General features: G+C 51.4%; 23 protein-coding genes and 1 tRNA gene. 15 read left to right on the top strand and 9 right to left on the bottom strand.

All coding sequences use genetic code 11. The annotated features are described in order from the left end of the window. Positions 1–25 precede the first annotated feature (25 nt). The 12 genes from hpnI to gatB all read left to right on the top strand — a co-directional run bounded on the left by hpnI (position 26) and on the right by gatB (position 13,964). Entirely contained in the window at positions 26–1,201 is a 1,176-nt protein-coding gene (gene hpnI / locus H7F08_RS03185; protein WP_193639834.1) for a bacteriohopanetetrol glucosamine biosynthesis glycosyltransferase HpnI, read from the top strand. After that, the gene (gene hpnJ / locus H7F08_RS03180; protein ID WP_029315945.1) at positions 1,201–2,631 is read left to right on the top strand and encodes a hopanoid biosynthesis associated radical SAM protein HpnJ; all 1,431 of its coding nucleotides are present in this window, start codon (positions 1,201–1,203) and stop codon (positions 2,629–2,631) included. The genes hpnI and hpnJ overlap by 1 nt, the downstream gene beginning before the upstream one ends. A gap of 1 nt (position 2,632) precedes the next feature. Then, positions 2,633–3,508 carry a hopanoid biosynthesis-associated protein HpnK gene (hpnK, locus tag H7F08_RS03175; RefSeq protein ID WP_193639833.1) on the top strand — a complete coding sequence of 292 codons (876 nt, stop codon included), beginning with the start codon at positions 2,633–2,635 and terminating at the stop codon, positions 3,506–3,508. Beyond that, positions 3,489–6,194 (top strand): MMPL family transporter, encoded by a 2,706-nt coding sequence (locus tag H7F08_RS03170; RefSeq protein ID WP_193639832.1) that lies wholly within the window; start codon positions 3,489–3,491, stop codon positions 6,192–6,194. The genes hpnK and H7F08_RS03170 overlap by 20 nt, the downstream gene beginning before the upstream one ends. A 3-nt stretch (positions 6,195–6,197) precedes the next feature. After that, entirely contained in the window at positions 6,198–7,211 is a 1,014-nt protein-coding gene (locus H7F08_RS03165) for a lysylphosphatidylglycerol synthase domain-containing protein (RefSeq protein WP_193639831.1), read from the top strand. Further along, on the top strand, positions 7,208–8,050 hold the full coding sequence (locus H7F08_RS03160) for a ferritin-like domain-containing protein (RefSeq protein ID WP_010636861.1): 843 nt from the start codon (positions 7,208–7,210) through the stop codon (positions 8,048–8,050). Before H7F08_RS03165 ends, H7F08_RS03160 begins: the two co-directional genes overlap by 4 nt. Positions 8,051–8,157: 107 nt before the next feature. Continuing rightward, on the top strand, positions 8,158–9,261 hold the full coding sequence (hpnH, locus tag H7F08_RS03155) for an adenosyl-hopene transferase HpnH (RefSeq protein WP_010636860.1): 1,104 nt from the start codon (positions 8,158–8,160) through the stop codon (positions 9,259–9,261). Positions 9,262–9,302: 41 nt separating this feature from the next. Next, on the top strand, positions 9,303–9,950 hold the full coding sequence (locus H7F08_RS03150) for an ABC transporter substrate-binding protein (RefSeq protein ID WP_226831393.1): 648 nt from the start codon (positions 9,303–9,305) through the stop codon (positions 9,948–9,950). Beyond that, positions 9,950–10,753, top strand: coding sequence for a VacJ family lipoprotein (locus tag H7F08_RS03145; protein WP_193639830.1), 804 nt, complete (start codon positions 9,950–9,952; stop codon positions 10,751–10,753). The genes H7F08_RS03150 and H7F08_RS03145 overlap by 1 nt, the downstream gene beginning before the upstream one ends. Positions 10,754–10,755: 2 nt before the next feature. Continuing rightward, a complete protein-coding gene (gene gatC, locus H7F08_RS03140) occupies positions 10,756–11,043 on the top strand; it encodes an Asp-tRNA(Asn)/Glu-tRNA(Gln) amidotransferase subunit GatC (RefSeq protein WP_142090019.1) in 288 nt (95 codons plus the stop codon). 12 nt (positions 11,044–11,055) lie between these two features. Further along, positions 11,056–12,528 (top strand): Asp-tRNA(Asn)/Glu-tRNA(Gln) amidotransferase subunit GatA, encoded by a 1,473-nt coding sequence (gatA, locus tag H7F08_RS03135; protein WP_193639829.1) that lies wholly within the window; start codon positions 11,056–11,058, stop codon positions 12,526–12,528. Between the two features lie 2 nt (positions 12,529–12,530). Continuing rightward, the gene (gene gatB, locus H7F08_RS03130) at positions 12,531–13,964 is read left to right on the top strand and encodes an Asp-tRNA(Asn)/Glu-tRNA(Gln) amidotransferase subunit GatB (RefSeq protein ID WP_193639878.1); all 1,434 of its coding nucleotides are present in this window, start codon (positions 12,531–12,533) and stop codon (positions 13,962–13,964) included. A gap of 96 nt (positions 13,965–14,060) precedes the next feature. Here gatB and H7F08_RS03125 read toward each other — a convergent pair whose 3' ends face one another. Beyond that, on the bottom strand, positions 14,061–14,618 hold the full coding sequence (locus H7F08_RS03125; RefSeq protein WP_226825926.1) for an SCP2 sterol-binding domain-containing protein: 558 nt from the start codon (positions 14,616–14,618) through the stop codon (positions 14,061–14,063). 220 nt (positions 14,619–14,838) lie between these two features. Here H7F08_RS03125 and H7F08_RS03120 point away from each other — a divergent pair. Next, positions 14,839–14,928 (top strand) — tRNA-Ser (locus tag H7F08_RS03120). A gap of 386 nt (positions 14,929–15,314) precedes the next feature. Further along, on the top strand, positions 15,315–15,590 hold the full coding sequence (locus H7F08_RS03115) for a hypothetical protein (RefSeq protein WP_193639828.1): 276 nt from the start codon (positions 15,315–15,317) through the stop codon (positions 15,588–15,590). 23 nt (positions 15,591–15,613) lie between these two features. Here the strand turns inward: H7F08_RS03115 and H7F08_RS03110 are convergent, their stop codons facing one another. From H7F08_RS03110 to H7F08_RS03080, 7 genes are all read right to left on the bottom strand, one after another. Next, positions 15,614–16,003 (bottom strand): helix-turn-helix domain-containing protein, encoded by a 390-nt coding sequence (locus H7F08_RS03110; protein ID WP_193639827.1) that lies wholly within the window; start codon positions 16,001–16,003, stop codon positions 15,614–15,616. Next, positions 16,003–16,326 carry a type II toxin-antitoxin system PemK/MazF family toxin gene (locus tag H7F08_RS03105; protein ID WP_193639826.1) on the bottom strand — a complete coding sequence of 108 codons (324 nt, stop codon included), beginning with the start codon at positions 16,324–16,326 and terminating at the stop codon, positions 16,003–16,005. Before H7F08_RS03105 ends, H7F08_RS03110 begins: the two co-directional genes overlap by 1 nt. Continuing rightward, positions 16,323–16,538: an antitoxin MazE family protein gene (locus tag H7F08_RS03100; protein WP_193639825.1), complete on the bottom strand. Its 216-nt coding sequence runs from the start codon at positions 16,536–16,538 to the stop codon at positions 16,323–16,325. The genes H7F08_RS03105 and H7F08_RS03100 overlap by 4 nt, the downstream gene beginning before the upstream one ends. 103 nt (positions 16,539–16,641) lie before the next feature. Next, entirely contained in the window at positions 16,642–16,941 is a 300-nt protein-coding gene (locus tag H7F08_RS03095; protein ID WP_193639824.1) for a hypothetical protein, read from the bottom strand. Beyond that, a complete protein-coding gene (locus H7F08_RS03090; protein WP_193639877.1) occupies positions 16,934–17,827 on the bottom strand; it encodes a phospholipase D-like domain-containing protein in 894 nt (297 codons plus the stop codon). Before H7F08_RS03090 ends, H7F08_RS03095 begins: the two co-directional genes overlap by 8 nt. 2 nt (positions 17,828–17,829) lie before the next feature. Continuing rightward, on the bottom strand, positions 17,830–19,122 hold the full coding sequence (locus H7F08_RS03085) for a DUF2130 domain-containing protein (protein ID WP_193639823.1): 1,293 nt from the start codon (positions 19,120–19,122) through the stop codon (positions 17,830–17,832). A 16-nt stretch (positions 19,123–19,138) separates the two neighbouring features. After that, positions 19,139–19,393: a hypothetical protein gene (locus H7F08_RS03080; protein ID WP_193639822.1), complete on the bottom strand. Its 255-nt coding sequence runs from the start codon at positions 19,391–19,393 to the stop codon at positions 19,139–19,141. A 705-nt stretch (positions 19,394–20,098) separates the two neighbouring features. On the opposite strand from H7F08_RS03080, the gene H7F08_RS03075 reads away from it, so the two are divergent. Next, on the top strand, positions 20,099–20,557 hold the full coding sequence (locus tag H7F08_RS03075) for a hypothetical protein (RefSeq protein WP_193639821.1): 459 nt from the start codon (positions 20,099–20,101) through the stop codon (positions 20,555–20,557). 184 nt (positions 20,558–20,741) lie between these two features. On the opposite strand, the gene H7F08_RS03070 is transcribed toward H7F08_RS03075, so the two are convergent. Continuing rightward, the coding region (locus tag H7F08_RS03070) for a hypothetical protein (protein ID WP_227487797.1) at positions 20,742–21,420 on the bottom strand (679 nt) is incomplete at its 5' end.

The following is a 21,420-nucleotide window of genomic DNA, read 5'->3' as shown; positions in this document are numbered from 1 at the left end:
CTCACCGTTCAGGATATGACTGCTTATGGGTTTTGAGGAAGGGCTGTTGGGCCTGGCGTTTCTGCTGGCTCTGGCGGCTTTGGGTTATCAATTGCTGGCCATGTGGGTGCTGCGTGTCTGGCAACCGGTCCTGACGAATACGGATGCCACTTTTTTACCCCATACCATTCAAGATTTGCCTGCTCTCAGTCTGCTTAAGCCCCTGCATGGAGATGATGGCAACCTCTATGCCTGCCTGCGTAGTTTTTGTCTGCAGGATTATCCCCGTTACGAAATGGTCTGCGGCGTGCAGGACGCCGCTGATCCGGCAGTTGCCGTGGTCCAGCGCTTGCAACAGGAATTTCCTGCTCTGCCCTTGCGCTGGATACTGAGCGACAAGCTATTGGGTTGTAACCCCAAAGTGAATAATCTTGCGGGTATTTTGGCGGCCTGCAATCACGATTTGCTGCTGATCAGTGATGCCGACATCGTGGTGGGACCACAGTATTTGCATCATCTGCTAACGCCGCTAGTGGATGCTCAGACCGGTGTGCTGACCTGTTTGTATCGCGGGCTTCCTGATCATCATTTCAGCTCCAGATTACTTGCCAGCCAAATCAACAGCCTTTTTCTGCCTTCTGTACGGGTCTCTGCGCACCTGGGTCCCAATATATTTTGTGGAGGGGCAACCATGGCGTTGCACCGCTCTACGCTGGAGGCGATAGGCGGGCTGGAAAGCCTGGCTGTTCAACTGGCGGACGATTACTGGCTGGGAGCCCGTGCCCGCCAGCTCGGAAAAGCCACCATACTGTCGGATTATGTGGTGGATACGCAGGTCCATGAGGCCGGTTTTCGGACATTTTACCAACATGCCCTGCGCTGGTCGCGAACCACCCGCAGTGTTCAGCCTCTGGGCCACTTTTTTTCTTTTTTCAGTTATCCACTACCGCTGGTTGCGGTTTTGACGCCCTGGATGTTTTGGGGGGCCGGTTATTGGGGGATCATACCGCTGGGTATGGTTCTCTTGTTGCGCCTCGTGTACCATAGGCAAATTATGCACAAACTCGGTGCAACAGATTCTTTGGGTACGGCCCTGCTGGCAGATTTTTTGGGGCTGTGGATTTGGTTTCATGCCCTTTTTGCACGGCGCGTTGCCTGGAGAGGGTCACAATATGCGGTCACCGCCGACGGGCGGCTGAACGGCCACGATGGAGTAACATAATGACGATGAAAACCCTTTTCCTGCAGGCTCCTTCCTTTGAAGGTTTTGACGGCGGTGCCGGTTCCCGTTACCAAGCCAAGCGGGAAATTCGTTCTTTCTGGTTTCCCACCTGGCTGGCCCAGCCCGCTGCGATGATCCCCGGCAGTCGTCTGCTGGATGCACCCCCCGCCGATGTGAGCGTGGAAGAAACCCTGGAAGTGGCTGCCGGATACGAGTTGTGCATCATCCATACCAGCACCCCTTCTTTTGCATCGGATGTGCGCATGGCAGAGTTGCTCAAGGAGCACTATCCGAAAATGATGATTGGTCTGGTCGGAGCCAAAGTGGCGGTAGAACCCGACGAGTCTTTGCGGGAGGCGGGTCTTGCCGTCGATTTTGTGGCTCGGGAAGAATTTGATTTCACCCTCAAGGAAATTGCCGAAGGTCGGCCCCTGAGTGAAGTGGATGGCATCAATTATCGTGCGGAAGATGGCCAGCTGATTCACAACCCCGACCGGGCCATGATTGAAGATATGGACTCCCTGCCTTTTGTCTCTGAGGTCTACAAGCGGGATCTGCACATTGAGGATTATTTTATCGGCTACCTCAAACATCCTTATATTTCTTTTTACACGGGACGGGGATGCCGGTCTCAGTGCACGTTCTGTCTTTGGCCGCAGACGGTTGGCGGACATCGTTATCGGACCCGCAGTGCAGCCAATGTGATTGAGGAAGTGCGTTACATCCAGAAAAATTTCCCGCAGGTCAAAGAAATTTTCTTTGATGACGATACGTTTACCGATGATCGCCCGCGTGCTGAGGAAATCGCCCGGGGTCTGGGCAAGCTGGGGGTGACCTGGTCCTGCAACGCCAAAGCCAATGTGCCTTACGAGACCCTCAAGGTCCTGCGTGAAAACGGCCTGCGTCTGTTGCTGGTGGGTTATGAGTCGGGCGATCAGCAGATTCTCAATAATATCAAGAAAGGCATCAAAGTGGAGTCGGCCCGTAAGTTTACTGCGGACTGTCATAAGCTGGGTATTGTCATTCATGGTACTTTCATTCTTGGTCTGCCTGGCGAAACCAAGGAAACCATCCAGAAAACCATTGAATTTGCCAAGGAAATCAATCCTCACACTATTCAGGTTTCACTGGCGGCACCTTATCCCGGCACCTTTTTGTACAATCAGGCCAAGGAACAGGGTTGGTTGACCGAGGAAGACGAGGCCCACATGGTCAATGATCGCGGTGTGCAGATCAGCCCCATGAGTTATCCGCACCTGAATCACACGGAAATTTTTGACTCGGTGGAAACCATGTACAAACGTTTCTATTTCCGCGCTGGGAAAATTGCTGAAATTACTGGTGAGATGCTGAAAAGCACCCAGATGATGAAGCGTCGTTTGCGGGAAGGCGTCGAGTTCGTGCGCTTCCTGCGGCAACGCCACGGCTGAAGTGGGGCAGGGGCATACCCGGCGGCTGGTCGTTAACGCCGACGATTTCGGACTGGATCTCGCGGTTAATGAGGCGGTGGAATCAGCATATCAGAAGGGTGTGCTGACCACCGCCAGTCTTATGGTGGGGGCCCCTGCGGCGGCTGATGCCATACGCCGGGCGAAAAGCTTGCCTGGACTGGGTGTCGGTTTGCACCTGACTCTGGTGGATGGAGCGCCGCTGTTGCCAGCGGCACAGGTACCGGATCTGGTGGACGTTCAGGGCCGTTTTGCAGCGGATTTATGGTTGCGCGGCGTGCGTTATTTTTTTCTGCCCAAGGTGCGCAGGCAGCTGGCGGCAGAAATTCGTGCGCAGTTTGCGGCCTTTGCAGACGCCGGTCTGGTGCTCGATCATGCCAACGCCCACAAACATCTGCATTTGCATCCTACGGTGTTAAGTCTGATGCTGGATATTGGGGAGGCATTTGGATTGCGGGCAGTACGTCTCCCCCGGGAGTCACTGGCGGTGGCGCGATGTGGTGGTGCGCGGGGCTTCGCACCTGCCTTCTGGGCTTTTTTTTTGCGCCCCTGGTTGGCAAGAATGCGCCGACAACTGGATAAGCGTGGACTGCTTTATAATGATTTGCTTTGCGGTCTGGATGCCACCGGACATATGACCGAATCACGTCTGCTGGGTCTGCTGAACTGTCTGCCAGAAAAGTCTCTGGTAGAAATTTATTTTCATCCGGCCACCACCCAGAGTCCTTTACTGCGAAAGCTCATGCCTGATTATGAGCCCCAGGCAGAATATGCCGCCCTGTTGAGTCCCAGGGTTGAGGAGTATTTGCATGATCATCAAATTGTGAGAGGTAGATTCAGTGATTTCACCAGCGGCTGAACGATTCCTGGAAAGTATCGGCAAATCCATTGCGCATTTTTTGGTGCAGGTGGTCGATTTTTCAGTGCGACGGGCTGTTTGGGTGATGGGGTTGGTGTTGATTGGTACCTTGCTGGCCCTGTTTTATGCGTTTACACATTTTGCAGTAGATACCAATACCAGCCATGCCCTATCTCGCGATCTGCCCTTTCAGAAGCGTGAGCTGGCTTATCACAAGGTTTTTTCCCAGGACCAAAACACCATTGTAGTCGTACTGCAGGGAAAAAATCCTCAGAGTAGCGACGCAGCAGTTACCCGTCTGGAGACCTGGCTGCGCGCTCGCCCGAAGATGTTTCACAGTGTGTACGTGCCGGGTGGTGGCAGTTTTTTTGAGCGGAATGGTCTGCTCTATTTGTCTCCGGAAAAAGTAAAGGATTTTGCCGATCGCATTACCAATGCCCAGCCCCTGATTGCCCGTTTGTCCGCCGATCCCAGTCTTGGTGGTTTAAGTGATTTGTTGAGTATGGCCATCAGCCAAAGACTGAGTAATGGTGTGCAGTTGCCGGGCATGACGGCCATATTCTCGGCGTTGAATGAGGCCGTGAAAGCCCGCCTGGAGGGTAAGCCGTACCAGATTTCCTGGAATGAAATGATGGGCGGAGACCTGGCCAAGCTGGGCCCTGCCCAGCGCTTCGTCATCATTCAGCCAGCCATGAATTATCATTCCTTACAGCCTGCCGAGGCTGCCATCCGGACCTTGCAGGCAGGTTTGCAGAGTTTGCAGTTAAATGCCGCCCACGGCGTCAGCGTCGGTGTGACCGGAGGGGCTGTGCTGGATGCGGAGCAACTCCAGACCGTCAGTCATGGTGCTGGTGAATCCCTGGCGCTGACTCTGGGGCTGGAAATCATTTTACTCAGCATTGCCCTACGCTCGGTGAAATTGGTGAGTGGTGTGCTGATCGGGCTGGTATCGGGCATTATTCTGACGACGGCCTGGGCCTTGTTTTTCGTCGGCCCCTTTAATCTCATCTCTGTGGCTTTTGCTATTTTGTTCATTGGTCTGGGTGTGGATTTCGGTATTCAATTCTGTCTGCGCTATCGCGAGGAATTGTTCAACGGTGCGGTGCATCGGGTAGCCATGCATCGGGTGACCCAGGGTATGGGAACAGCGCTAGGTTTGGCTGCAGTGGCGGCGGCACTGAGTTTTTACGCCTTTGTGCCTACCAGTTATGCCGGAATTGTGGATCTTGGGCTGATTTCCGGGACCAGCATGCTTATTGCGCTGCTGTTGACCCTGACTTTTTTGCCTGCTTATTTGACCTTGTGGCCCATTGCCTTAAACGGGCAACATCGGGTCATTAATTATCCGCATTTTACGATGGTGCCTACTCTGGCAAAACATCCAATCCATCGCTATGCCTACTGGGTATTGGGTTTGGTGGCCATACTCGCCGTTGCTGCCATTCCCCTGGCGATGCGGGCAACTTTTGACTTTAATCCACTCCACATGATTGATAGTCACGCCGAAGGGGTAAAAGTCTTTGAAAAGCTGTTGGCTAACCCCGATACCGCTCCCTACCGGATGGAAGTGCTCACGCCTAATATTGCCGATGCACAGACCGTGGCCCGGCGCGTCGAGCGGTTGCCGACGGTGGCACGGGCATTGACTGTGGAAAGTTATATTCCCAAGGACCAGTCCAAAAAATTGGCCATTTTGCAGAATCTGCAGATTCTGGTACCCCCTTTTTCACTGATGATGCCGACAGCCTTGACCCCACCGGCTGCAGATACGCGTAAGAAACTGGATAAACTGGTCAAGGATCTGCGTGCTCTGGCTGTCAAGGATGGTCAGACGTCTGCAGATGGTAAAATGACCGGGCAGTTGGCTGATCATCTTCAGACATTTTTACAGAAGCAGGGAAAACAGCCCGCCGCCATGAATGCTTTACAGAATAGTGTGATGGGTACTCTGCCCGGCGAGCTGAAACAGCTGGGTATGGCTCTGTCCGCCGGACCGGTCAATTTGCAAACCCTGCCGGCAGCGCTCAAGGATCGCTATGTAGGTGCGGCGGGTCAGGCGCGTGTAGAGATTTTCCCCAAGGCCAATCTGAGTAGTAACCAGGCCATGTATCAATTTGTTCAGAGCGTGCTCAAGGTCGAGCCCAGGGCGGTTGGAACCCCGGTCATGCTGGTGCAGGGTGGAGAGGCTGTTCTTGGTGCCTTTCAGGAAGCTACCTACATTGCGCTGGCCAGTATCAGTCTGTTGTTGCTTTTAGCCTTGCGCCGTTATCGGGATGTGCTGCTGATCATGATTCCGTTGCTGCTGGCGGCACTGTTTACGGTCGCGGCCATGAGTCTGCTGGGCTTGAGTTTCAATTTGGGTAATATTATTGTCCTACCCCTTTTGATTGGTCTGGGTGTGGCATTTGCCATCTATATTGTGGTGCGCTGGCGCAATGGTGTGGATGTTGCCCATTTGTTGGGAACTTCAACCCCGATGGCCGTGTTTTTCAGCGGTCTGACCACCTTGAGTGCTTTTGGCAGTATGGCCGTATCCCGTGATCCGGGCATGGCGAGTCTTGGCGAGGCGCTGAGTCTGGCATTGGCCATTGTACTTTTGTGTATATTGATTATTTTGCCGACCCTGATGCTGCTGTTTACGTCTTCTCCCCGCGAAGAGGGAATCGCACAGGATGAAGGCAGCTAAGCCTTGAAACAGAAAATGCTCATTCTGCTCGCTGGATTACTGGGTCTGGCCTTAGGTGTTTATCTGGTGCTGCATGCCGGTTTTGCCGGAATTGTGGCACTGCTCGCCGTGGCGGGCTGGGGGTTGCTCTGGTTGCTGCCGTTTCATTTGCTGCCGCTGGCTCTGGATACCTTGAGCTGGAAGTGGCTGTTACGTGGTAAGGCGCGCGCCCCCTTTGGGTTTTTGTTGTGGCTGGCCCTGATTCGCGAATCGGTGAACGGTTTATTGCCGGTGGCACGGATAGGTGGTGAACTGCTGGGAATCCGAATGCTCAGTCAATATGGTGTCTCGCCCTACGTGGCCGGTGCCAGTGTCATGGTCGAGATCACTTTGACTCTGGTGAGTCAGTTCTTGTTTGCTTTGCTGGGAGTTGTGGTGTTGCTGTTTGCGGTCAGCAATCACCTCCTGGTTTTCGAAGTTCTGGGTTTCCTTTTCCTGTCGATTCCGGTGCTGGTCATTTTTTTCTGGCTGCAAAAACATAAAGGCTTGTTTTCGCTGGTGCAGAGCATCAGTAAGCGAATGCTTGACGGTTATGATGTTTTGGGGATTATCGGCGATCCGCGTCTTCTGGATGCGGAAATCCGGAGTTTTTACGACAAGGGGCGCGCTTTGTTAGTGGCCAATTTTTGGCAATTAGCCGGGCTTTTTGCGGGCACTCTTGAGGTCGTTTTTACTTTTTGGCTGTTGCACCATCCGGTACCTTTCTGGGCGGCCTTGCTCCTCGAAAGTCTGGGGCAAGCTTTGCGTAGTGTGGCATTTGTGGTGCCAGCAGGTATTGGAATTCAGGAGGGCGGTTTTATGCTGTTCGGAACAGTTGTCGGTATCGGTCCAGATCTGGCTCTGGCTTATGCTTTGGCCCGTCGTCTGCGTGAACTGTTTCTGGGTGTCCCGGTCCTCTTGTCATGGGTTGCATCAGAAAGTCATTATATGCGTCGAAGGTGGTTACAGGTTTCAACCGGGAAAGAGGGGGTTTTATGACGGCAATGGCCATAGAGCTGGGTTCTGAGCAGCATCGGGATTTGTTTTGCCAGTTCATGCACGATACCCATGTGCATTTTGATCCTGCAAATATGCCTTGGCCGGAACTGGATGCTGCCACGGAACAACGGGTCAAATCCCTGCCTTTCTGGGGCGAGGCGGTAGCGACGGAGAGTGTCACCGCGCGGATGGTTCAGAGCATGGCGGCACGGGAAACCGATCCCGTAGTGCGTGCTGCTGTGGCCCTGGATGGTCAGGAAGAACAAAGGCATTCGGAATTACTGCAGGCTTTGATAAAACATTATCATATTCAGATACCTCCCTCTCCGCCGCCGCCGCCCTTGCGGGATCCCTACTGGGAGTTTCTATTTACGGGATATGGCGAATGTCTGGATTCCTATTTTGCTTTCGGGCTGTTTGCTGCGGCCAAAAACTCGGGATTTTTCCCGCCTGAGCTGGTCAAAATATTTGAACCGGTCATGCAGGAAGAGGCGCGACACATCATTTTTTTCATCAACTGGTTAAAATGGCACCGTCGGCGCCTGCCGTTCTGGAAAAAAATCGTCCTTGAGTTTCAACGTATCCAGGTCATCAGCATGCAGGCCTGGGCGCGGATTCAAACGGCAAGGGGCCTGAATGATCATCAGGAGGAAAATTTTACCATGACCGGCCATGAACAGGTGAGTAGCGACATTAGCCTGACACAGTTGCTCGCATTATGTCGGACGGAAAACGAGAGACGTTTTGCTGCTTATGATGCCCGCTTGCTGCGTCCGAAATTGGCACCGCGTATTGCCAATATACTGTTTTTCTTTCTGTCCCGGGGTAAAGGCGCCTGATTATTTGCTGCGCTTGTCCTGCATACGCTTTGGTATGTTATACTTGAGCGATTAAGGTTGTTATTTGTTCACAGGCTGTTTAGCCACCAGGTGGGGGTGTTGATACTATGGGTGTTCCTTTAATTCAGAGCTACAAGGTGGGTCGCTACATTGTTTCGCAAAAACTGCGGGGGCGTAAGCGTTATCCTTTGGTCCTGATGCTGGAGCCGTTGTTTCGTTGTAATCTGGCCTGCGCGGGTTGCGGGAAAATCGATTACCCCGATGATGTGCTGGATAAACGCCTGTCGGTGGAAGAGTGCATTGGCGCAGCGGAAGAATGTGGTGCGCCCATCATTTCCATTGCCGGTGGTGAGCCACTGATTCACAAGGATATGCCGGAAGTGGTGAAGGGTTTGGTGGAACGCAAGCGCTTCGTTTACCTATGCACCAATGCGCTCCTGCTGAAAAAGCGTATGGATGATTATACGCCTTCTCCTTATCTGACATTTTCTGTCCATCTGGATGGCAATGAACACCGCCATGATGATTCTGTCTGTCAACCGGGGACCTACAAGCGGGCAGCTTTGGCTATTCAGGAGGCGGTTGAAAAAGGCTTCCGGGTGACCGTGAATTGTACCCTCTTTCAGGGTGAAGGGGCGGAAGAAGTAGCCAATTTCCTGGATGACTGCAAGGCCCTGGGTGTTGAGGGTGTGACTATTTCTCCCGGCTTCAACTATGAGCGGGCCCCCCAGCAGGAAGTATTCATTCAAAGGCGCGCATCCCGACAGTTGTTCAGGGATATTTTCCGTATTGGTAAGGAACGCAAGGCGAAATGGACGTTTAATCAGTCCAGTCTGTTTCTGGACTTTCTGGCGGGTAACCAGAATTATCAATGTACGCCTTGGGGAAATCCTACCCGCAATATTTTTGGCTGGCAGAAGCCCTGCTACCTTTTAGTGAGTGAAGGCTACGCCCAGACTTACAAGGAAATGATGGAAACGACTCCTTGGGATCAGTACGGCGTCGGGGTTAACCGCAAGTGCGATCAGTGTCAGGTCCATTCCGGTTTTGAGCCGACAGCGGTCAATGACACGTTTGCGCACCCCCTGCGGGCGCTTAAAGTAGCCTTGCGTGGGCCGCGTACGGAAGGCCCTATGGCTCCGGATATGCCAACCATTCCCCCTTCACAGGGATCCGACCATCCGGTTTTTCCATTACGGGTTGAACGTTAGTAAGCGATTGGCCGTCCAAAAAGGGCTAACAGGGAGATTTTATGCTTATGAGAAATGCCATGTTGCTTGCTGTCGCAGCGGCTTTGTCCATGTCGCCAATGATTTCAGCCGGAGCAGCTGTCGCAGCTCCGGCTGCCGCGCAAGCCAAGGTCCTGACAGCAAAAGCCACTATTGACACCCTCGATGCAGCCTTATTGAAAGCCATGCAGGGTGGCAGCAAAATGGGTTATCAGGGCCGATATGCCGTGGTGTCTCCTGTAGTCCGGAAAGTCTATGATTTTGACCGGATTGCCAGTCTGACTCTGGGCAGCCACTGGTCCAAACTGACCACTGCGCAACAGAAAGAATTTGTAAGCGTGTTGGCGGACTATACTGCAGCCACATATGCGGCTCGTTTTGATAACTATAAAGGCGAACATTTTGCGGTCGTCAACAGCGAAACCATGCAGCCCGGAACTGAAGGCGTATTCAGCACCTTGACCATGCGCAATGGCAAGGTCCATCGTTTTGATTACCTGCTCCAGCAACAGGATGGACAGTGGCGTATTGTGAATGTGGTTGCCGACGGGGTCAGTGATTTATCCCTGAAACGTTCTGAATATGATGAAACCATTAAAACCAAGGGGTTCCCGGCCTTGATTGCGCATTTGAAAGCGCAAACTGCTCATTATGCGAGTGGTAAAAATTGATGCTTCGCTGGCGTTGGTTGCTTGGTGGCATTTTCGCCAGTTCCGTGCTGGCGCTATCAGGCTGCGCTACAGTGGATGGTCCCGGCTCCGGCACATCGGGATCCGGTCGACCGCCTTTGCAAACCTTCAACCATACTATGTTCCATGTGAACATGGGACTTTACGATTATGTGCTTGAGCCGGTATCTACGGGCTACAAAGCGGTGACACCGGGTTTTGTCCGCGAGGGCGTCAGTAACGTTTTTTCCAACGTGGGCATGCCTTACATTTTTATCAACGATTTTTTGCAAGGTCGGGTACAACAGGGTATGGAGGATATGAGCCGTTTTCTGGTCAACTCCCTATTCGGTGTAGGTGGTTTGATTGATGTGGCTGACAAACTGGATTTACCCATGCACGACAATAGTCTGGGGGTGACGCTTGGAGTCTGGGGCGTACCACAGGGACCCTATCTGGTATTACCCTTTTATGGACCCAGTTCGTTGCGGAGTTTGCCGGGTCTCGCCATGGTCATGTTTACCGGCCCCGCATATTATCTCACCAGTACCCCTGCCCAATATGCCTTGAGTGGCATGGGGGTGATTAATACGGGCTATGTGGATGGTCCGAAAATCCGCATGGTTCAGGAGGCTGTGAATCCTTATCAGTTTATGCGCAATGCCTGGGAACAGCATGAACAGTATTTGATCAGTGGCGGGGTAGTCAGTAAAAGTCAGTTGCTCGAAGGTCTATCTTTACCTCCGCCTGCTGGAACGTCTCCCGCCAGCAATGAATCCAGCACCAACACGAAAGGAAAGCATTAAATATGGCTTTTGATCAGGATGCAGTGCGCCGTACGGCTCATCTGGCCCGTCTGGCCCTACCCCAGGAAGAAGTGCCGGCAGTGGCCAGTCAACTGGAAAAAATCATGTCGCTCGTTGAGGAGTTGAGTGCCATATCCACAGAGGGGATTTTACCCATGGCCCATCCTCTGGATCTGGAACAGCCACTGCGCCCGGATCAGGTTTCCAATCATGATGAACGCCAACGCCTGATGGCCAGTGCTCCGGCCACTGAGCACGGGCTTTTTCTCGTCCCCAAAGTTATCGAATAACAGGAGCAGCATTTGGACCTCCACGATTTTTCCCTGCGGCAACTCCGCGAGGGTCTGCAAAAACGGGATTTCTCTGCGCAAGAGTTGACGCAAACCCTGCTCAAGCGTATCCATGGCTTAAACTCGGAACTGAACGCTTTCATAACCGTCACCGAGGCTGCTGCCCTGGAATCTGCTGCTCGGGCTGATGACCGTTTGGCAAAAGGCGAAAGCGGAACGCTGCTGGGTTTGCCCATCGCCCATAAGGATATTTTTTGTACGGCAGATGTGCCGACTACTTGTGGGTCGAAAATGCTGAAAAACTTTGTCGCTCCTTATAGTGCCACTGTCGTGGAGCGTCTGGACGCAGAAGGCATGGTCATGCTGGGTAAGCTTAACATGGATGAATTTGCCATGGGCTCTTCCAACGAAACCAGTTATTTTGGACCTGTCCGTAATCCCTGGAATACGGAAATGGTACCCGGAGGTTCTTCCGGTGGTTCGGCAGCGGCGGTAGCAGCGGGTCTGGTGCCGGTGGCCACAGGCACAGATACCGGCGGCTCCATTCGTCAACCGGCTGCCCTTTGCGGTATTACCGGGATTAAACCTACCTACGGACGGGTTTCCCGGTATGGCATGATTGCGTTCGCATCAAGTCTCGATCAGGGGGGGGCGATGGCGCGTTCCGCCGAGGATTGTGCTTTGCTGCTGAATGCCATGGTGGCCCATGATCCTCGGGATTCTACCAGCCACCCGGCGGCTGCCAGTGATTTTCTGCGTGGACTGGATCGTCCTCTGCAGGGATTGCGCGTCGGCGTGCCCGAAGAGTTTTTTGGCGAGGGACTGGATCCGGAAGTGGCTGCCGCCGTGCAGGCGGGGATAAATCAGTTAGCCAAACAGGGCGCTTCCATTCAATCCATTCGCCTGCCAAATAACCCTCATGCGGTCAGTACCTATTACGTCCTGGCACCGGCTGAGGCTTCCAGCAATCTGTCGCGTTTTGACGGAGTACGCTATACCCATCGCAGTAGTGCCGTAGAAAACCTGGATGACTTGTATCGGCAGAGCCGTTATGAAGGTTTCGGTGCCGAAGTGCGGCGGCGTATTCTGGTCGGCACTTATGTCCTTTCTGCGGGCTATTATGATGCCTACTATCTCAAGGCCCAGCAGGTGCGAAGTCTGATTCGCGAAGATTTCCGCCGCGCTTTTGCCGAGGTGGATGTCATTGTCGGCCCTACGACCCCGGGACCCGCCTTTGCACTGGGTGCAAAAAACGCTGATCCAATTTCCATGTATCTGGCCGATATTTATACCATTGCTGTGAATCTGGCGGGGATTCCGGCTCTCAGTCTGCCCTGTGGCTTCACCCAATCCGGCCTGCCCATTGGCATGCAGTTGATGGGCGATTATTTTGCGGACGATTTATTGTTGAATGTGGCGCATCGCTATCAGCAGGAAACTGACTGGCATCTGGCACGACCAAACTTGAAGGCGGGGGAGGCATGAGTATGGACTGGGAAGTGGTTATCGGTCTGGAGGTTCATGCGCAACTCAACACCGCCACCAAAATATTCTGCGGCTGCCCGACTGCTTTTGGTGCAGAACCCAATAGTCATACCTGTCCGGTTTGTCTGGCCATGCCGGGAGCATTGCCGGTTTTGAACGGGGCAGCCGTCGATAAAGCCATTGCTTTGAGTCTGGCGATTGGTGCCGAGCTGAATCGGCATAGCGTGTTTGCGCGAAAAAATTACTTTTATCCGGATTTGCCCAAGGGCTATCAAATCAGTCAGTACGAGTTGCCGGTTGTCGGCAAGGGGCAGTTGACGGTACAGATGGCGGATGGTTCTGAAAAGGTCATCGGCGTCACCCGCGCACATCTGGAGGAAGACGCGGGTAAATCCCTGCATGAGGCTTTTGTCGGCCAGACCGGTATTGATTTGAATCGCGCCGGGACGCCACTGCTGGAAATTGTTTCCGAACCGGATATGCGTTCATCTGCGGAAGCGGTGGCTTACTTGAAGAAACTGCATGCGCTGGTGCGCTATCTGGAAATTTGTGATGGCAATATGCAGGAAGGTTCCTTCCGTTGTGATGCCAACGTTTCCCTGCGCCGTCCTGGAGCCCCTTTTGGTACCCGGGCGGAAATCAAGAATCTGAATTCTTTCCGGTTTCTGGAAAAAGCCATTGAATATGAAATCCTGCGTCAGAAAGATATTCTGGAGGGTGGTGGCAGCATTGTTCAGGAAACGCGCCTGTATGATGCCAACCGGGATGAGACACGCTCGATGCGCAGCAAGGAAGAGGCCAACGATTATCGCTATTTTCCGGATCCTGACTTGTTGCCTCTGGTTCTGGATGAGGCGCGTATTGAAAAAGTCCGGCAAAGTCTGCCTGAACTCCCGGATGCCAAGCGTGAACGCTTTATGCAGGCCTATCAGCTCTCGGCCTACGATGCCGGTGTGTTGACCGCCGGGCGTGATCTTGCCGACTACTACGAGAGTGTGGCGGATGGCGTGGAAGGTAAGCTGGCGGCCAACTGGGTCATGGGTGATTTGCTCGGGGCTTTGAATAAAGCGGGGGTCGAAATTCAGGATTGCCCGGTGTCTGCCGAAAAATTACGCCTGTTGGTGCAGCGTATTGAAGATAAAACCATTTCCGGGAAAATTGCCAAGGAAATATTTGAGGAAATTTTTCACCAGGGTGGTGAAATTGATGCCATTATTGATAGTCGTGGCCTGCGTCAGATTACCGATGCGTCAGCCATTGCTGCTATGGTAGATGAAATTATTGCTGCCAATCCCCAGCAGGTTGCGGGTTTTCGGGCGGGTAAGGATAAGCTCCTGGGCTTTTTTGTCGGCCAGGTGATGAAAGCCAGTCAGGGTAAAGCCAATCCTGATCAGGTGAATACCCTGTTGCTGGAACGACTCCAGAAGCCGGAATGAAATTTTGAAGTGTTGTTTTGCGGGTGGGTAATGCCCGTTCATTCAAAAGGGTGCCAGCAGAAGGCACCCTTTTTATATGACAACTTTTGGGTGCGCTCAGGAAGCCGGAACAGTGGCGGGCACTTCCTTAACCAGTTTCAGAAATTCGGAGAACGGACCCATGTTTTCCATGGCTTCCATTTTCGGGCCCTTGAAGTTGAGACGTCCAAACATCATGGCCATTGCAGGTGAACCCATGTGATGCCAGTCATGGGTCGTTGCCCACATTTTGTAGTCGTAGTTGTAATTCAGGTCGGCAACCTTCACCGCACCACCGTAGGTGCATTCAGCCTTACCGTCTTTAGCGGCAATTTCGAGCTGAATGGGCGGCGTGGTTTTCATGCTGGAGTCAGAGACCTCCATTATCTTGTAACCCTTACCGCCATTATTTTTGATCCAGGATCCCGCGAGTTTTTCGGTCAGCGTCGGATTATTGTTCCATGCGGTGCAAAGCTCCTTGGCCCAGGCAGGAGACATGAAAGCGGGGGTTGTGGATGCTGCTGTTATGGCACTACTCTCTGTTGCGGAACTGCTTGTATCTGCTGCAATTGCCATCGTAGAACCGGCGAGACCCAATCCCAAAACCGTCGCCATCATCATTTTTTTAAACATCATTTTCTCCTCCGCCATATGTATGGAATGCTCCCATTGAGCATCTCAAGAGTATAGACCGGGTTTGGTCTTGCGGAAACCAAGGTATTTTTAATTTGGTGATAAACAATTAGAAAATAAGAACATAATGAGTTTCTGGTGTACTGAAGGAATATATTTTTGTATGAGTTAAAGTTGTCTGGCATTCACATTTGCCCGGGCTTTGGTTAAACTCCACTGTCATGGAGGTGTGGCAGAGCGGTTGAATGCACCGGTCTTGAAAACCGGCAGGGGTTTGCGCCCCTCGTGAGTTCGAATCTCACCGCCTCCGCCAATTAGATATGCTAACCAATTGAATTAAAAATAAATAAATAATTTTAAAGTAAGTTTATCTTACCTCCGATCTTACCCTGCAAAAATTCTTCTTCATCGAGACTTACTTGGGTTGTGATTACAAGTCGTGGGTTTATTGGCAAGATGGAACATCAGGTTTTTTATCATTCCGAGACCCTGTGGTACCGATGCCGTCGGAAAATGCAGAGGGAGAACGGTTGCCCATCCAGATGATACGAATGGAGCAAGATAATTGAGCTACCGTTGATACATCTATCCACACACGATTCCATGACCTCACCGGTTGGGAGAAGTCGCCTCGTAAAAATAGACGTCCAAGCCTAACGTTTTGTGTTATGATCCCATAAGGAAAATAAGGGGGATTATATGAAAACGGATATTCATGCGATGGCTAAAAACGTTTTTCATCATGTGGAGATGCACGTTCTCAGCCCGGCTTATGCGATTGATGTGAGTACGATGGTCGGTTTTTATGCGAAAGATGCCCGGTTTTGTCGATGGGTCAAAAATGTTCCACCCAGCCGGATACAAAAAATGCTGGCCGTGATGGTGCGGGAATGTGCATGGCGGGATGAGGCATGGTTAGGGGAATACATCCAGAACCGACCGCTACAGTCTGATAAGTGTTGCAACCCGGCGTAGGCGATTGACACGCGAATTATTTTTTAATCGGTTCCTGCAAATACTTCAATGCTCAAGCCGAACCGTTTTGCCAAGGCGTTCGCCTGACGAAGATTGATCTTACGCTTGCCTGAAAGCACGTCCGAAACCTTTGCCTGATTTCCAATTTCGGGCAAATCGGATTGTCGGAGATGATGTTGTGCCATTAAGAATGCCAAAACTTCCTGGCTGCTCATAGCACTGGGCATGGGGTAATTTTGAGCTCCGTACTTTTCGATCAAATATCCGATCATGCTGGCCAGTCCAGCCAGAGGACTATTTTCATCCGCGCCCCCCGCATCCAGAATGGCATCCAGAGATTCCACCAGTGATTGATAATCTGCGTCATCGGCTGGCGGGACCAGCAGAGGCGCAACATTACGCCAATGTTCCATCAGGCAAAGCCAAGGAATAGAGCCATCGCCCGATTCACAGAGACCATCATCCCATCGTCCAAGTGCCCGACTATCTGGCCTATTTTCTCGCGAGGGATAGTCTGCGATTTATCCACCATGATTTGTGAAGGCTTGTGCAATCCGGTTTCCGGTGATGCCTCAATGCCGATACGGTAAAGCGGCGCATCTCTGAGATCGCTGGTAATGGGGAGAACTGTCACGGAGGGCAATGTCGAGAACATTTCAGACTGAACAACCAGCGCCGGGCGGGGCTTGCCATAGTCACCTTGTAGGGCAACAACGACTATAGCGCCCCTTTTCAAACCCACCCATCCTTATCTGCTGCCGCTTCAAGCCAGTCCATCACCTCCTTTTCTTGCGGGTCATTCCGCACAACAAGACACTGACGACGACATTCCTCCACAAAGTCTGGACGACGGGTGTCTGGCACCCAAATTTGAATTGGCCTCAACCCTGCGGCACGCAAGGCGTCTCGATGTTTTTTAACCCGCATGTTCACATGTGCAGTGGTCATAAATCATCTCCTCATTAAAGTTACATGAAACAGGTTATATGACAGCAGCATCGCAGGCAACAATTCCCTGAAAATAACCTGATCGCAGGATTCCTAAGCGCGACTAGAGGCTAAAATTCCGCTTCTTTCGCACAATAACTTCCACCTTGCGCTTTTCTGCGATTTTAGGCGCTGTCTTGAAAGCCATTTTGGGCGCAGTCTTCTCTGGGAGATCAAGATCCTTGGGGTACCAGAATGATGGAGTAGCGTTCGCGGAAGCCATATCTGGATCCCGTACATCCTTTGCGGATTCTTTGCGCTCCGCAGGAATACGCTCCGCAGGAGTCTCTTTGCCGGGATTGGTCTTTAGATTGGCTCTTATTCCAAACTGGGGAGCTTTTATGATAGTTTCGTGTTTAGCCATGTGCAGATCTGGTCCAATCCCGATTAAATTGCGCCTGCAGCTCCGATACCGGACGACCATGAAGCAATAACCCCATTTCTCGATTGGACTCCAGTGAAGTCTCCGTGAAGTTCTCGGAGCCTATCAATGCTTCATTCCCGGAAATTACGGCCTTCGCGTGCATGTAAATCGGCTTCACCGGCATCAAGCGTACCTGAACCCCATGTGCGCGCAGAAAGGCTACATCTTGCTTGTCTTGGGCGTTGATACTGGCGGGCAGGATGACTCTGGCCAGCGCGCCTTTTCGGGCAATAGCCTCCAGTGTCGGGCGATATGGACCCATTTCCTCGCTTTCGATGTCTATCGGACCCGGTTGCTGGATGACACCGATGATTTGCGCGGCAGACGTGCCCGGAGAAAGAACCAGAATCTGATGTGCATAGGCCGGAGCCCGTCGATTATTCCAGTCTGCATGGAAAACAGCGTTGGCCGCCTTGACCACGGCAGGATCTTTCGTGACATACAGGTACTCCCTATTGCGATCGAATGCGCTCCAATCGAAGTTCGCCGTACCAATTTCGCATTCATGGCCTGAACAGACAAACTTTTCATGGAGAAAAGCATAGTGATCCCCATGACTGGTAAAGCGGTAAGGGGCCAGATGTAAAGTGGCACCCGTCGCCTCGATCTCCCGTTCTTCCTTACGCACCTGCCAGGGTTTCATGCCATAAGGCTTACCCTCAATGATAACGCGCACATCCACACCGCGCGCATGGGCTGCTTTCAATGCCCGGAGAATAGGATGGTCGGAGAGATAATAGACCCCGACATTGACCGAGTGGTGGGCTGATCGTATCAGCTGCACAATGGGTGCAGGTCCCGCATGGGGTTCAATATAGAGCGGCATCATTATCCTTCTTTTGGGTTTTCCAGTTCGGCAAATTTGGCGGCCATGGTAGGATTTTTCCGGGTGAGTTTCTTGATGGTTACATCCTGGGCCTTATCGTTGGCCAGGCGCAGATTCCGATCCGCGCCCAGCAGCGCCTCTTTGGTTTTCTGTAGATGATCAATGGATTTGTCGATCTCATCAATCGCCGTGGCGAATTTTCTGGATGCCAAGTCGTAATTTCTTCCAAATGCATCCTTGAAGCTCTCCAGATCGTTTTCAAAGTTTGTAATGTCTATATTTTGCGTGCGCACCAGGGCCAGCTCGGTCTTATACTGGAGCGCTTTCATGGCCGCATTGCGCAGCAAGGTAATCATGGGGATGAAGAACTGCGGCCGAATGACGTACATCTTCGGATAGCGGTGAGATACATCCACAATGCCGCTGTTATAGAGTTCGTGATCGGATTCCAGGAGTGAAACCAGTACCGCGTATTCGCAACCTTTTTCTGTACGGTCACGGTCCAGTTCCTTCAAAAAGTCTTCATTTTTCTTCTTGGTGGCCGTCTGGTCATTTTCGTTTTTCATCTCGAACATGATGGATACGATTTCCGTTTGGGCTTCGTCATAATCCCGGAAAATATAGTCACCCTTACTACCCGCCCGAGCGTCATTGTCTTTTTCAAAGTAGGCGTAAGGGAATGCTGTGGCCCGGATTCGATTGAATTCAATTTCGCAATGCTGCTCCAGGGTTTCTCCGACCATTTTCGTGGAGAGTTTGGCTTTCATGTCACGCAAGCGTTCAATGGCTGCATCGCGGTCCTTGATCTGCATTTCGAAACGTTCGGTGATGGATTTTTCCGCCAGGTGCTTTTCAAGCTCTACCCGATCGAGACTGTTTTTCAGCGTGTCGCGCTCTTTTTCTATGTTCCGGACAGCCATACTAACGGCCAGTTGCTGATGGGTCTGGCTGGCTTCCAGTTTGGCATTGAGCGACTGAATTTCCCTATCCTTTTCTGCCTGAAGGCGTTGCAGGGCATTCTGGAGATTGACCGATTCGAGTTTGTTGATGGAAGCTATCTGTTCCCTGAGTTTTGCAATTTCTGCATCCTTGGCGGCTTCGGCACGCTGCGCTTCTGCCAGGGATTCAGCCCGGGTGAGGGCCAGAGCGTTCTGCTTTTCCTTTTCAGCCAGCGCGAGACGCTCATGGATCTGCTTATCGAAGTCCGCATCCCGAACCTGTTTCAGAATATCGGCGTATCCCGCTTCGTCCAAGCTGAAAGTTTTGTGGCAATGGGGGCAAATGATCTCATGCATGCTGACTCACTCCCGTTTAAAGCCCGCCATGATATTTGAAGGAAATCTCGCTGCACTGGGGGCAGACAAAGACCTGTACCTTGAGTTTCTTCTCGAAGGCTTCCTCGCCATCATCGGCCATCTGCCCGGCGAACATGCCCAATGCGGCCCCACCCAGACCGGTTAAACCTCCCATACGAAGGCCATGGGCACCCATATCCTGCATGGGCGTCTGGCAGCATGGACAAGTGGCAGTTTGCTGTTCCTGGGGCTTTTCTCCAAATCCAAACATGATGGTACTCCTTTGCTGATTTGCGGAAAGATGTCGTTAATCGGGATGCGACTACAGGTCTATATGTTACCCTAAATAAGCGATAGTCAACACCGCCCATCTTATTCGTAGCGTGCCAAATGTACCACCACTATAGGAAGTTACTTGCTGTATCTTCTGGCCGATACCTTATTGCAGATCATCTATGTAAAATTCATCGATGCCCCAAAAGAGTATGTCTCATTGGAAGCTGAGGCAGTTGACATGGTGTAAATGCCTACCGTAAATCATGTCCTGAATGAATTCCATTTGGAACAAAACAGGCTGAAAGCTGCTCAATGAAGAACCTTCGATGAATCATTTTTTCATGTGGTTAATGTGTCCCTTATATGGCGATCAAAGACTTTATAAAATAGGCCATTGGGTACAATGTGTATCCCACGAAAAAATCTGAACGAGCTGGCTTGCAATTCCGGATAAGGCATCAAGGAAGTTTCATAATCCCATTTAAAAGCGTATTTTCATTAAATCACCACAACGTCAGCATCATTCTGGTTTGTAATAGGTTGACGGTCTGGAAAATGTCTTGAAGGTGTTTCGTACAAGTGAAAAAATAGATTATAGTAGTAGGTCAGTAGAAAAACTTTTTTATTTTACTTAAAGAGTTATAATTTGTTATTGGGTTGATTGTAGATCGTGTTTTGATGATTGGTAAAGGAGAATGTCATGTTAAAAGGAATTGAAAATGTGTATAAGACCCCGATGGGTGCCGTATTGATGCGTTTGTATTTGTTGGAAACGGGTAGTGAGGAAGCTTTTGATCCTCTGCATCTGATAAACTGGTGGGTGGGAAAATTAGAAAATCCGGATGCAGGATATGCTTGGCTGAGTACCAGTCTGTGGCGTCAGCTTGCACGGCACATTCACTCGGTGATCGCTTTCAATTTTCCTTGTCTTGCTGATGCTGCTGGTTACGATCTTGGGATTGAAACCTCACTGATCCCCAAACCTGAGATTAAAACTAATCCAGATGGAACTATTCTAGAGTATTGGTCAGTAGATAAATATGCGCAATCATTGCCTCCCTTTGGGTTTAAAGCTTGGCAGCGGCCTCTGAAACGTCTACCTGTTTATTTCTACGATTCAGATGAACTGGATATAGGCCAAGACAAAGAAAATAGTTGAGCCGTCTTTATCATGGCCGGTGACGTCTGTGATCGGTCATGAACCTGTTATTGATGATGGGGTTCCCGCTTGTTCGTTTATTACGGCTAATTTATGGCCGTATGCTGGCCGAATAGGGAATCTTGAGATCAGCATGTTGTATCCATCGCATTCAAGTAAAACTTTTTCAAACAGCGTTCGTGACTTACCGAATTTCGCAGAAATTAGCGCCGTGTTGTGAAACCTTACATTCCAGTTTTCCCGTGTGTTGATTTATCAGGATGGTCGATGGCGTAATACGATGGGTTAAGGTGAGATATTCATAACAAAGCACTGCACCTAACACAAACGCGGTTAGCATCACCCCTAAAATAAAGTAAACGTTCAGGACGCGCTGTTTCAAAACCGCTTCCCGCACGGTGATGTTCAAGAGGTCGGCACCGGTATCTACCCAGTGGTCGATGACTTTGTCCTGCTTTTGAGCAATGGCCGCATTCATATTTTTGTCTACGGCGGCCGCAGCGTCTTTCAGGTTTTTGGTGGCCGTATTCAAGGCGATCAATGCCGATGAAGAACCCCGCTCTAGTCCATGACTAATCGCTCTTTCCAGTTTGATTACATTTATGTCAAAGGCTTTATCCACGTGCCCTTGGATATCACCGGCCCCTGCAGTGACGGCTTTTTGTATCTTGTTTGGGATGGATGCGAGAGCGGTTTTCATGATTTCTAAGGAATAACCAGCGGCAGCGGCTCCATCAAAAGCTACACGTGCAGACAGATACGCGCCATACATGGGATCGTCTGCCGATATTTTATACTGCTGTACCCACCGGGCGAGCAGCTTATGATCGGTATCGGGCAAAGACCGCTCTGTCAGATCATAC

Origin of the sequence: Acidithiobacillus sp. HP-11, from assembly GCF_015100075.1 — a bacterium.
In the GTDB taxonomy this organism is placed as follows: domain Bacteria; phylum Pseudomonadota; class Gammaproteobacteria; order Acidithiobacillales; family Acidithiobacillaceae; genus Acidithiobacillus; species Acidithiobacillus thiooxidans.
The sequence above is the reverse complement of the archived record's forward strand: the minus strand, read 5'-3'. Positions and strand labels throughout refer to the sequence as shown.

Bases quoted from the DNA above. Each gene is read 5' to 3' on its own strand.
- hpnI (WP_193639834.1), top strand. From the start codon at position 26: ATGGGTTTTGAGGAAGGGCTGTTGGGCCTGGCGTTTCTGCTGGCTCTG.
- hpnJ (WP_029315945.1), top strand. From the start codon at position 1,201: ATGACGATGAAAACCCTTTTCCTGCAGGCTCCTTCCTTTGAAGGTTTT.
- H7F08_RS03160 (WP_010636861.1), top strand. From the start codon at position 7,208: ATGACGGCAATGGCCATAGAGCTGGGTTCTGAGCAGCATCGGGATTTG.
- hpnH (WP_010636860.1), top strand. From the start codon at position 8,158: ATGGGTGTTCCTTTAATTCAGAGCTACAAGGTGGGTCGCTACATTGTT.
- H7F08_RS03150 (WP_226831393.1), top strand. From the start codon at position 9,303: ATGCTTATGAGAAATGCCATGTTGCTTGCTGTCGCAGCGGCTTTGTCC.
- H7F08_RS03145 (WP_193639830.1), top strand. From the start codon at position 9,950: ATGCTTCGCTGGCGTTGGTTGCTTGGTGGCATTTTCGCCAGTTCCGTG.
- gatC (WP_142090019.1), top strand. From the start codon at position 10,756: ATGGCTTTTGATCAGGATGCAGTGCGCCGTACGGCTCATCTGGCCCGT.
- gatB (WP_193639878.1), top strand. From the start codon at position 12,531: ATGGACTGGGAAGTGGTTATCGGTCTGGAGGTTCATGCGCAACTCAAC.
- H7F08_RS03125 (WP_226825926.1), bottom strand. From the start codon at position 14,618: ATGATGTTTAAAAAAATGATGATGGCGACGGTTTTGGGATTGGGTCTC.
- H7F08_RS03115 (WP_193639828.1), top strand. From the start codon at position 15,315: ATGAAAACGGATATTCATGCGATGGCTAAAAACGTTTTTCATCATGTG.
- H7F08_RS03110 (WP_193639827.1), bottom strand. From the start codon at position 16,003: ATGGAACATTGGCGTAATGTTGCGCCTCTGCTGGTCCCGCCAGCCGAT.
- H7F08_RS03100 (WP_193639825.1), bottom strand. From the start codon at position 16,538: ATGACCACTGCACATGTGAACATGCGGGTTAAAAAACATCGAGACGCC.
- H7F08_RS03095 (WP_193639824.1), bottom strand. From the start codon at position 16,941: ATGGCTAAACACGAAACTATCATAAAAGCTCCCCAGTTTGGAATAAGA.
- H7F08_RS03090 (WP_193639877.1), bottom strand. From the start codon at position 17,827: ATGCCGCTCTATATTGAACCCCATGCGGGACCTGCACCCATTGTGCAG.
- H7F08_RS03085 (WP_193639823.1), bottom strand. From the start codon at position 19,122: ATGCATGAGATCATTTGCCCCCATTGCCACAAAACTTTCAGCTTGGAC.
- H7F08_RS03080 (WP_193639822.1), bottom strand. From the start codon at position 19,393: ATGTTTGGATTTGGAGAAAAGCCCCAGGAACAGCAAACTGCCACTTGT.
- H7F08_RS03075 (WP_193639821.1), top strand. From the start codon at position 20,099: ATGTTAAAAGGAATTGAAAATGTGTATAAGACCCCGATGGGTGCCGTA.